We start from the raw sequence: 11,722 nt of genomic DNA, 5'->3' as shown, positions 1-11,722 counted from the left end.
CCGCCCCCTCGTAATCGCATGGCTTTCGGCTTCGTAGCAGAATTCCTTGTGAGAAATGCGGGTTAGGGTTTTCGCGTGAAGGGGTAAAGCATGCGTCCCCAAAGACTGGTGGGGAAACGGTCTAAATCCGCGAAACCCAGTTTCGGCGGCTGTTCTTCTTTCGGCCAAAAGGCGGTGCCGAACAGCCAATCCCAAATGCTGAACACGATGGCGAAATTGGTGCCGTGCCCACCGTGGGCGATCACGTCGTGATGCCAAATATGGAAGCGGGGCGAATTAAACACGAACCGCAGCGGGCCGTAGCTCCAGTTGAGGTTGCTGTGGTTGAGATGCCCGACCAGAGTGGCAATCACGGCAATCCACAGCATGATCGCACCATCGACGCCGAGGATCACCAGCGGCAGGTAACTCAGGCTTTTGTACAGCACGATTTCCAGCCAATGGAACCGGAAATTGCCGATCCAGTCCATGGTTTCAATCGAATGGTGAATTTTGTGCCAACGCCACAAAACAGGAACGCGGTGGAGCAGGTTGTGGATGCAATACTCGAGGAAATCCTTGAACAGGAAAAACAGGATAAACTGCAGCCAAGCGGGTGCTTCTGCCAACAAATTCGCTTTTTGGAGCCCGGCGAACAGGTTGAGACCGGTTGCGGCGTCAAAGCGGGCGGTCAACCAACCGGCAAACACGGCAATGATCAACCCGGCGTAATGGCCGTTAAACACCAGGAAAAAAAGGTCCTGGCCGAATTGGGGGCGCAACAAAGGCTGTTTGCGCCAGGGGAACAACCGTTCAAGCACCAGGCAGAGCAACGAAATCAGCAGCAACCAAAAGAAGTAACCGCGCGGGTCACTTGCCACCTGCCATAAGTTCAGTTGTTGCCAGTTCATGATCCACCTCGGTATCACCCGCATACCTTAGCAAAAACAAGCTGGGGTCCGCCAACCTTCCGCTTCGCATAAAAAACCCGTGTCGGGTGACACGGGTTTTTGGGGATTGGAACCAGATAAAACGCTTAGAACTGCATGCGAACGACCAGAACAACGCGGCGGTTTTTGGCGCGGCCTTCCGCGTTGTTGTTTTCGGAGATGGGTTTGTCGGCGCCGTAGCTGACGGTGTTCATCAGGTGCAGCGGGATGTCGTGCTGCTTGTACAGGTACTCACGCACGGAATCGGCACGTTGCTGGCCGAGGCGCATGTTGTAGTCCTCGGAACCGCGGCTGTCGGTGTGGCCTTGGATTTCGATGTGGACCAGTTTGTTTTGGCTGAGCAGCAATTGGGCGAACTTGTCGAGTTGTTCGCGGGCCGGCTCGGTCAGCTCGAATTTGTCGCTGCGGAAGTTGGCCTCGGCCTCGGAAAGCGTTTTTTGGAAACGAAGCTGGCCGAACTGGGCGATCATCTGCTGGTTTTCACTAACCATCTTGGAGATGTCGTCGTTGGTTTCCTCGAGGCCTTCGATTTTCAAACCCATTTCGGAGGCCATGTCTTTGATTTCCGTCTGGGTTTCCTCAACTTGGCGTTTAATGTCTTCGATTTGGCGTTGGGTCCGGGATTCAGAAGCCTCAATCTCCCGGTCGACAAACTGCTTGGTCGCACAACTCATCGAACACAAGCACAAGATCAAGGTTAGCGCGATCGATCTCATTTAATTTCCTCCAATTAGTTCAGGCATGGAACCTATATAGCCCTGACGAAAACGGACCTTATAGTTGTTTCGCCTGTGAATGCGCACATCAATACGTCGCCTTGGGTCACCCGCTTTTTGCTCGACCGTCATCGAAAGCATGTACTGGGGCCGCATTTTCTCGTTAAGCGTGGTGGTGATTTGGGGCAGTTGGTGCGCGTCCTTAGCAATGAATAATTCTCCGCCTGTGATTGTCGTGATTTCCTGAAGCGTTTGCAAGCCCAGATCTTCTTGGGCCGCTTCGCTGCTGGGGACAAAACCGTCGGCAATGCCCACGATAAAGACCGGCACGTCAATAATGCGCAAGACTTTCATGAGTTGCTCGCTGGTGAGACGGCTTTGGTTGTCGTTACCATCGGTAAACAGCATCAGCGCGCGGTTGGTAAGACCGTCTTTGCTGAAATAAGCTTGGCTGGAACTCAGCGCATCGTAGAGGGCTGTTTTCCCGTAGCCTTTCAACTTAGCCTTATTTAGGTGCCAAAGGTGATGGTTTTTTTCATCGGCGATGGCCAAAACTTCGGAATCTGAGAAAAGGATCACTTTCCAGCGATCTTCTTTTTGGTGCTGATCCAGCAGATAGTCGATGGTTTGGATGGAACCTTGGAGTTTGCCGCCGATATCCATGGAGCCGGACATATCAATGAGGTAAACGGCTTCGAGGGGGCGGTCGTAGGCGGGCATGCACCCATCGATTTGGACGGGACGGTTGTCGACGGTCAGCACAAAATCGTCGCGTTCGAGGCCGGCGACGGGGCGGTTTTGTTTGTTGGTGACCCAAACCGGAATTTGAATCAAGGAAAACTTGAAACTCTGGTTGTCGTCGAACCCTTTATCGGGTTGGGTTTGGGCATGAGTGGGGCCGGCCAAAGCGAGGCAGCAAAGCAGCAACCCGGTTTGGCAGATAAGGCTTTGGTTGGGTGTGAAACAGCTGTTCATAGCCAGGGCAGTATGACCGACTTGCCGCGTCAAGGCAAGGGTTTGGGTGGCATATGTGATTTGGGATGGGTGGATGTTGGTGGGTGGAACGAGGGTCGTATTCTAGAAGAGGATGACCCGGTTGCTCCTGAAGGGACGAACACACCCCGATGCGGGGTCCACCATTGATGTTGGACGGGTGGAACGAGGGTCGTATTCTAGAAGATGATGACCCGGTTCGTCCTGAAGGGACGAACACATCCCGATGCGGGGTCCACCATTGATTTAACCGTTCGCCGAAGGCGGACCTCAACCCGCTGTCCTGAAAGGACTAGCTATGGCAGCGAAGGGTCGGGCCCTTTGAAAAAGGGACCTACCCTGGGTCTTCGCGGTTCCCGAAACGCAGGCGCTGAAAGTGCCGGTCCCGAAGCCTTTCAGGATACACGGATGTCAATCATGAACCCCACGAGCGTTTCGGTATTCCGTGGTTTGCCACGCGGGCGTTTCGGTTTTCCGATCAGGAACCAAACGAAGGTTTCGGTATTCCGTGGTTTGCCACGCGGGTGTTTCGGTTTTCCGATCAGGAACCAAACAATGGTTTCGGTATTCCGTGGTTTGCCACGCGGGCGTTTCGGTCGGTGGAAAGGGGTGCCAATGCCCGTCCCTTCAGGACTGGGTTTCCTGTTAATCGAAGCGACCTAGGGTTGCAGTCACTTCGTTCCTTGACCCTAGGCTGCCATAGTTAGTCCTTTCAGGACAACTGGAAGTGGTTCGGCATTGCCTCACGTTTAAATGAAGCATGGGCCCCGCATGGCGGTGTGCGTGTACTTTCAGCACACGCCGGGTCAAGCCCATGGGGGACCGGGTGGTTGCCGGGTCAAGCCCATGGGGGACCGGGTGGTTGCCGGGTCAAGCCCATGGGGACCGGGTGGTTGCCGTTAGGCTTCAGGCCATCCTTGCTAGCGTTTGAAGAACATCGCCACTTCATCCATGTTGCCGCGTTCGTATTCGTTGATCAACGCGTGGATGGTTAACGCCTTTACCTGGAAATCGTATTGGTGGATGTCGTCGTTGCGCCACAACTGGCACAGGCGCTGTAAACGACCGAATAAATAACCCTCTTCGAATTCTTCGCGTTCGGCTTGGGCCGCTTCGCCGGGAAGGTCGTCCAGGCCGCGACGGGCCAAGGCTTCTTTGATGTCTTGCAATACTTCGCGGCGGTAAAGAGCGTCCATTGCGAACTCCTTTTCTCTAAGCCCGGGCACAAAAAGTCCCGGCCGAATCCATTCGGCAAAATGAGAGCACCATGTTGGTTGGGTTGATTCACCGACTATAAAATGAAAAAAGACCCTTCTCAAGGGCCTTTTCGTAAATTTCGCACAACCTCAGTAAACCAAGGTTTTTATAAGGGTGCGTTGACGGCGCAATAAGCGCATTCCGTCAATTACTTAAACTATTGTTGTGTTCGACTTATTGTGTCGGTGGTAGATTGTGATGCTTGAGAAAAATAGTGTTTCCGCAAGTTTTTGGCTTATGCCACCGCGCTTTGTTCTTCCCGCTCGTGGGGGCACGGCTCGCCGGGGAAACGGCTGCCCGCCGCTTCCAGCTTGGCGCGGAACCAATGGGGCTGGCGGTGTGCGGCATAATAGGCGGTAAAACCGCAGTCGCCACATTCGAACTTCACGTGCGGCTTGTGACACTGGTCGCGGGACTCGGGTGCTTTGACCTGACCGTTCTCAACCACAAAGTCGGTTTGAACTTGGGTGGTCCAAGTGATTTTGTAATTCGAAGGGTGAAAACAACGCTTTTCCATGAGAGCCTCCAACCGAATCGCGACAATGCCTGTTTGGTTTGGGTGATTGCCGTCGTTTGCTTACCTGTGTAGTGTATTGATACTCAGTCTCAGGATCAAACGAAAAATGCGGTCTTCTGCTGAAAAAAAACGTATGTGTCAGGTTTTGATAGGTTTAAAAACGACTTTTGCACCCGTGGCCCATTCCTGGTTAGGCACCCGCCAAATAAGCGCGAATTCGGTTCGCCAGGGTTTCCGCGTGTTCCGCCGTGAGCATCGTGGTGTGGTCGCCCGTCACCCCGACGACCTGTAGCCGACTGAGCCAAGCGCGCCAGCCGCGGTCGTGGTTGTCCGCCGGTTCCGCGTCCAATTCTTGTTGCGGGCGGATCAGCAGGGTGTCGCCCGCGTAAAGGGGCGGCTCGAAGCCGTGGGCGGCCCGAGTGTGGTGAATGAACACCGCCACCTGACGGGCCAGGTGCTGTTCGTTCAGTTGTTCGTTGCCGGGTAAGCCACGCAAGGCGTTGGTCACCCGTTCTAATTGGTGGTCGCGCGGCAAGCCCTGGAGTTCTTGTGCCGTGAACGGCGGCGTTTGGCCGGCCTGGCGGAAGAACACACGTAACATGTGGCCAAGGGTGGTTTGGAAGGCGTTTTCCGCGTCGAAGACTTCGCCTTCAGTGGAGGGGAAGCTGTCCATCAAAATCAGTTTCGCGACGGTACGGCCCTTGGCTCGGAGCCGCTCGGCGCAGGCAAGAGCCACCAGGCCGCCGAATGAGTGGCCGGCGAGGTGGAGATCGCCCTCGGGTTGGGTAGCCTCGATTTCCGCCGCGTAACGGGCTGCCAGGCTTGTCACATCGCTGGGTTGGCTCGGTTCCTCGTCACGGAGTGCATCGGCGTCTTGGAGCGCGAAAAACGGGCGGGACGCACCCAAAGCACGCGCTACATTAATATAGCCAAATACCAAACCGCCGGCGGAGTGAACGCAAAACAGCGGCGGCGCCTCGCCCGCGGGTTGTAGGGCCACCAAAGCCCGGGTTTGCAGTTGGGCGTCCAGGCCTTGGTCCGCCAGCACCGTTGCCTGTTCGCCCAGGGTTTGGTGACGGAAAAAGACCTCGGCGGTAAGCGGGAGCCCGACGCGTCCCGCCAACGCGAGTAACTGGATGCTCATCAAGGAATCGCCGCCGATTTCAAAGAAGTTGTCTTCAAGGCCGACGGCTTCCAGACCAAGGACCTGGCACCAAACGGCGGCCAGTTGGCGTTCCAGCGCGGTGCCGGGCGGGGTTTTGGTGTTTTGGGCGCGGCCGGGTTGCGGGAGGGCGCGCACGTTGAGCTTGCCGTTGGGTGAAAGCGGCAATGCCGGGAGCAGGATGAAGGCGCTGGGAATAAGGATGGGCGGCAGGCGTTTGCCCAGCCAGGCGCGCAATGCGGTGACCAGTTCGGCTTCCGGCGGCGCGAGTTTGCGCACCACCAGGTAGGCGACCAGGCGGGTTTTGGGTTCGGTTACCAGGCGAACCACGCAGTGTTCGATCCAGGTATTGTCGCGCAGGTGGCTTTCAATTTCGCCCGGTTCGACCCGGAACCCGCGAATTTTTATTTGGGTATCGAGGCGGCCGTGGAAGAGCAGGTCGCCGTCGTGGTTGAGCGAGGCGTCGTCCCCGGTGACGTAACGCCGGGCGCCGGGCTCCGGGCTAAAGGGATCGGGCCGGAAGCGGTCGGCGGTCAAGGCCGGTTGACCGATGTAACCGCGCGTGACCAAGGTGCCGCCAATGTGGAGTTCACCGTGCATGTTGGGGGCGACGGGGCGGTCGAAGCGGTCGACGATGTAACAGCGCACGCCGGTCAAGGGGTCGCCGATGGGCCAGGCCTTCAGGTGGTCGAGTGGGTGGCCGTCGAAACGGGCGACCGTGACGCCGACCGTGGTTTCGGTGGGGCCGTACTCGTTGTCGATGCGCATGGTGGGCGCGGCCTTCTGGAGTTTGCGGATCCAAGTCAGTTCGGCGGGTTCACCGGTCATCACGAGGTGACGGGCGGGCAGGACCTGGCTGAAATTGCCGCCGGTTTGCAGGGCTTGCAACAGGCTGGGCATGACCTTGAGGTCTTCGATGCGGTGGTTTTGCAGGTACCGCGCGAGGCTGTCGGGTTGGGCCGCGGTGGCGCCGTCGACGGCGTAAATGGTGCCGCCGATGGACAGGGTGGGGAACAAGACGGTGTGGCCCGCATCGGCCGTGGTTGCCAAAATCCAGGCGTAGCGCGCGGGAATCAGTTCCAAACGTTCGATCATGGCGTCGATGTAATACGCCAGCTGGGCGTGTTCCACGGCGACGCCCTTGGGTTCACCGGTTGAGCCCGAGGTGAACAGGATGTAGGCGGTTTGGCGGGGGAGCAGGTTGGGCAGCGGTAGGGCGTCGTTGCCGCCGTCCTCCACATCACGGCGATCACGGGCCGCGTCCAGGCAAATCACCTCGCGGCCACTGCAAAGTTCCTCGGGTAGGCGGTCGCGCAATGCCGTGGTGGTGAGGATAAAACGCGCGCCCGATTTGTCGAGTTGGTAAGCCAAGCGGCTGGGCGGGGCGCCGGTATCGAGTGGGACGTACATGCCGCCGGCGAGCATGGTACCGCAGAAGCCGATGACAAAGCCCGCGGAGCGATCCATAAAGAGGGCGACCCCGTCTTCGCCACGCAAGCCGCGGCCGAGCAGTTGCCGCGCCAGTTGTTGGGCCTCGCGACCCAAGGCGCCGTAGCTGAGACGGCGCCAGGCCGCGACCGGATCATGCTCGGCAATCACCGCGTCATTGTCGGGGTGGGTTTGGCAGCGGGACAGTAGGCGGGTCGGGAAAACCGACGGAAGTGGGATTTCCGGGCGGCGTAGGTGATCGTGTTGGGCCTGTTGCGCCGCCGCGTCAAGGTGGGGCGTTTGCAAGGCGAGGGCGCGCAAATTTTGGGTTGGATCCGTGCAAATCAGATCGATCAAGCGGTAAAACTGGTCGGCCAAGGATGAAATCGTTTGGTGATGGTAAATCGACGTGCGGTATTCGATGAAACCCACCAAAGCGGGATGGTCGTCGTAAAGCTCCAGCCGCAGGTCGTCGCGCACGATCAGCGACGAACCGGCCTCGGCCGGACGCAGGTTGTCGCTGTCGGCCTGGGCCGGTGGATGGTTTTGGAATACAAATAAAATTTGGAAAATGGGGTTGCGGCTCAAATCGCGGTCGGGTTGCAGCATTTCGACGATTTTTTCGAAGGGGAACGCGCCGTGGTCAAAAGCCGCGCCGACCTGGTCGCGGTTTTGGGTCAACAGGTCGGAAAAGCTCGGGTTACCGGCGAGGCGGGCGCGCAGTACGAGTTGGTTGACGAACAGGCCGACCAGGGGTTCCAGCTCGGGTCGGTTGCGGTGGGTCATGTGGGTGCCCAGCAGGAAATCGTCGCGGCCGGAGCGGTTCCAGAGCAGTACCTCGAAGCAGGTCAGCAGGGTCACGAACAGTGACAGGTTGTGGGTGCGCGCCAATTCACGCAGTTTTTGGGAGCGTTCCGGGCCGAGGTCGAGGGCCAGCCGTGCGCCTTTCGGATCGGTGATGGGCGGCCGTTCAAAGTCCGGGAAAGGATCGAATACAAGCGGGGCGTCGGCCAACTGTTCGCGCCAAAAGGCCGCCGCGGGGGCAAGGTTTTTTCCGTCCAGCTGTTGCTGTTGCCAGGCCGCGTAGTCCCCGTACTGAACGGCTAGCGGTGGCAGCGTGGCCGCCTCGCCGCTCAGGCGCGCCTGGTAAAAGGCCAACAGGTCGCGGGCCAGCAAGGTGAAGGAACCGCCGTCGGCGGCGATGTGGTGCAGACACAGCAGAATGCGGAAATGGTTATGGTCCAGTTCCACAATGGCGGCGCGGACCGGCAAATCGTTTTCCAGATCGAATGGGGTCGCGGCGTCGCTTGCCGCCAATTTGGCCGCGGCCTCGGCGCGCGCGGCCGGGCTCAAATGGGTGAGGTTGTGGAAGGTGCAGGTGAAGGATGCTGCCGGTTCCACGACCGCGCGGGGTGCGCCGGCGCGGTAGGGATACCGCGTGCGCAAAATTTCGTGGCGGTCGAGCAAGTCGCCTAAGGCGCCCTTGAAGGCGCTGACGTTTAAATCGGCGTGGTGATCAAAGCTGCCGGGTAGGTTGTAGGCGGGGTTGTCCGGGGCCAAGCGGAACAGGAACCACATGCGCTCCTGCGCCGCGCTCAGGGGTAACGCGTCGCGGTTTGTTAAGCGGGGAATGGTTGGGGTCGCGCTGCTGTCGGTTTTGGGTTCGGAACGGACGACCTCGGCCAAGGCGCGGATGCAGGTGGTTTGCCCCGTGAAAAACCGGCTCAGGCTCAGTTCCACGCCGAGCTGTTCGCGGATGCGCGCGAGAATGCGGGTTGCGAGCAGCGAGTGCCCGCCCAGTTCGAAGAAATCCGCGTCGAGCGACACCGTGTCCAGACCCAACTGCTCGCGCCAAATGGCGACCAGGGTTTGGGTGATTGCATCCTGGTCGCTCGTTTCGGCCGGCCGTGCCTCGGTCGCGGGTTGGCTGGGTTTGGGGACCGCCGGCGCGGTGCTTTGACCGGGATAGGCCCGCGCCTCCACCCAGAAGCGTTCGCTGCTGAAGGCATAACCCGGCAGGCGTTTCAGGCGCCCGCCCTTGCGCTCCGGGTCCATCAGGAGTGGGTAACCCAGGGACCACAAGCGTCCGGCCGTGTGCAACAGGTGACGGTGGTCGTCCGCGTCTTGGGCGACCACCGCGGGTAAACTCGAATGGGCGACGGCCTCGGGGAGGGTGGCCCGCACGAAGGTGGTGTTTTGGTGGCCGGGTCCTACTTCCAACCAATGGTCGACCCGTTCCGCCATGGTTTCCACCGCCGTCTGGAAACGCACCGGTTCGACCAACTGACGCGCCCACCAATCGGGTGAAACAGCTTGATCATCGGTCATCCAGGTCCCGCTTACGTTGCTTGGGAAGGGCAGTTTGGGGGTGCGCAGGACGCGGGTTCTCAAAAAGGCGGCAAAGGCCTCGCGGGCGGGTGCCATGCTCGGTGCGTGGAAGGCGTGGGAGGTGTGCAGCGGACGACACTTAATGCCGGCGGTGTCGAGGTTGACGCGGGTGACGTCAATCGCCGCGAACGGGCCGGACAGGGTTAAAAAGTGGGGCGCGTTAAAGGCGGCGACACACACATCCGGCGCCAAGTAGGGGCGAATCGTCGGTTCGCCCGCGTTGACGGAGAGCATGGCGCCGCCCGGTTGGTGCTGCAAAAGGCGACCGCGTTCCCAGACGATTTCCAGGCCTTGCTCAAAGGAAACAATTTCGGCGATGCAGGCCGCGCTCCATTCGCCAATGCTGTGGCCCAGTAAGGCGTGCGGTTGGATGCCCCAGGATTGCCACAACTTGGCCAAGGCGACCTGGACCAGGTACAACAGCGGTTGCGCGTGTTGGGTTTGCCGCCATAACTCGGCGGCGCCGGCCTGCTGGTAATCGCGCCACAACCGCGCCGGTTCCGGCTTCCCAACGGCTTGCAAATGATCCAAGCCGCGGTCGATCCATTGGCGGAACAGGGGTTCATGCTGATAGGTCTTGCGCGCCATGGCGACGTGTTGGCTTCCCTGGCCGGGAAATACAAACGCCAAACGCCCGGCCTGGGGCGCGGCTTTGCGGGCCGCCTCCTTGCGGCCCAAGTGCTTGCGTAGTTCGTGGCTGTCCTTGGCGACGCAGGTAAACCGGAAGGGGAATACCACGCGATGGTGGCGCAGGCTGTAGGCCACATCGGCGAGCCGGTCGGGATCGTCGGCGAGTTGCGCCCGTAGTGCCGCTTTTTGGCCTAACAGCGCCGCCTCGTCGCGCGCCGATATTTGGAAGAGGTGCTTGTCGTTTTTCCCCGCCGCCGGGGTTCGGGTCTCCGGTGGGCTGCACACAATAAGATGGGCGTTGGTGCCGCCGATTCCGAAGGAACTCAAACCCGCCACACGGTGGCCGTGACTGTTTGTCTGCCAGGGCTGGTTTTCCTGAATCGGTTTGAAGCGGCCTTTGCCGAAATCGATGTTGGGGTTGGCTGTCTCAAAACCCAGGGTGCGCACCAGGGTTCTGTGGCGCATCATCAACAGGATTTTGATCAAACCCGCCATGCCGGCGGCGGCTTCCAGGTGGCCGAGGTTGGTCTTGACCGAGCCGAGCAGGAATTCCGTGCTGCTGTCACCGAACACCTTGTTGAGCGCGTTGAGTTCGATGGCGTCTCCCAGGGCGGTGCCGGTTCCGTGGCACTCGATGACCTGGAGATCGTCCGGCTCACATTCGGCGACGGCCAGCGCGTCGGCAATCACCCGTGCTTGACCGTCGGCGGAGGGCGCGGTGAGGCCGACCTTGGTACCGCCGTCGTTGTTGACCGCCGAGCCGAGGATGAGGCCGTGAACGGTGTCGCCGTCCTCGAGCGCGTCGCTGTAGCGTTTAAGGATCACCGCGCCGACGCCGTTGCCAAAGACGGTGCCGTCGGCGGCGGCGTCGAGAAAGCGAACTTGGCCCTTGGGCGAAAAAATGCCGCCGGGGGCGTAGTGGTAACCGCCGAATTGGGGCAGGCGCAAGGTGACCGCGCCGACCAGTGCCGCGTTGCAGTTGTGGCTGAGCAAGGATTCGCAGGCCAGGTGCATCGCCGTCAGCGAGGTGGAACAGGCCGTTTGCACCGCAATACTGGGTCCCTTGAGGTCCAATTTATAAGAGAGGAGCGGGGCCAGGTAGTCTTTGTCGTTGCCGAGCAGCGCTTGAAAGTAACCCGTTTGTTGCAGCCATTCCTGGTTGGCGTAGAGTTGGCGGATGAGGTAATCGCTAAACCGACCGCCGGCGAAAACGCCGACGCGATCCAGGCCGCCGGCGCCGGGATAACCCGCGTCTTCCAGGGCGTGGTAGGCGGTTTGCAGCATGAGGCGTTGCTGCGGATCCAGGGTTTCCGCCTCGCGTTTGGTGAAGCCGAAGAAACGCGCGTCGAAGCAGTCGAACCCTGTGACGGGGGCCGCGAAGGGGACGTAACCCGGGGCGCGTTGTTCTTCGGCGGGAACGCCCGCCGCGTCAAGCTCGGCTTGGGTCAGGCGGCGCACCGCGTTGTGGTTGTTTTTGAGGTTTAACCAAAAACGGCGGCTGTCGGGTGCGTCGGGGAAGCGGCAGGCGTAGCCGATCACGGCAATCGCGTCTTCCAAAGCTTGCTGGTAGGGTGGGGTGGATGGGTGAGACATGCGCAAATCCTAAAAACGACATTCCAGGGGGCGGCCCTGATCGGGACAGGATTTGCGTGGCGGGTGGGTTGCTTCTATGGCGAAAAAAAGCGGGGGCATCCAAAAAGGG

The 11,722-nt window shown here is 59.8% G+C and carries 6 protein-coding genes; all 6 read right to left on the bottom strand.

The genetic code is table 11. The annotated features are described in order from the left end of the window. Positions 1 to 62 precede the first annotated feature (62 nt). The 6 genes from J3U88_RS14655 to J3U88_RS14630 all read right to left on the bottom strand — a co-directional run bounded on the left by J3U88_RS14655 (position 63) and on the right by J3U88_RS14630 (position 11,613). On the bottom strand, positions 63 to 890 hold the full coding sequence (locus J3U88_RS14655) for a sterol desaturase family protein (RefSeq protein WP_207859614.1): 828 nt from the start codon (positions 888 to 890) through the stop codon (positions 63 to 65). 125 nt (positions 891 to 1,015) lie between these two features. Beyond that, a complete protein-coding gene (locus J3U88_RS14650) occupies positions 1,016 to 1,645 on the bottom strand; it encodes an OmpA family protein (RefSeq protein WP_207859613.1) in 630 nt (209 codons plus the stop codon). Continuing rightward, positions 1,646 to 2,620 carry a VWA domain-containing protein gene (locus J3U88_RS14645; RefSeq protein WP_207859612.1) on the bottom strand — a complete coding sequence of 325 codons (975 nt, stop codon included), beginning with the start codon at positions 2,618 to 2,620 and terminating at the stop codon, positions 1,646 to 1,648. It abuts the gene before it with no gap. A 938-nt stretch (positions 2,621 to 3,558) separates the two neighbouring features. Continuing rightward, complete coding sequence (locus J3U88_RS14640; RefSeq protein ID WP_207859611.1) at positions 3,559 to 3,834, bottom strand: hypothetical protein; 276 nt, start codon at positions 3,832 to 3,834, stop codon at positions 3,559 to 3,561. Between the two features lie 296 nt (positions 3,835 to 4,130). After that, a complete protein-coding gene (locus J3U88_RS14635; RefSeq protein WP_207859610.1) occupies positions 4,131 to 4,412 on the bottom strand; it encodes a hypothetical protein in 282 nt (93 codons plus the stop codon). Positions 4,413 to 4,602: 190 nt separating this feature from the next. Next, entirely contained in the window at positions 4,603 to 11,613 is a 7,011-nt protein-coding gene (locus J3U88_RS14630) for a hybrid non-ribosomal peptide synthetase/type I polyketide synthase (protein ID WP_207859609.1), read from the bottom strand. Positions 11,614 to 11,722 lie beyond the last annotated feature (109 nt).

The sequence above is a fragment of the Acanthopleuribacter pedis genome (genome assembly GCF_017377855.1).
Classification (GTDB): Bacteria; Acidobacteriota; Holophagae; order Acanthopleuribacterales; family Acanthopleuribacteraceae; genus Acanthopleuribacter; species Acanthopleuribacter pedis.
Note: the sequence above shows the minus strand (reverse complement) of the source record. Positions and strands in the feature narration are given on the sequence as shown.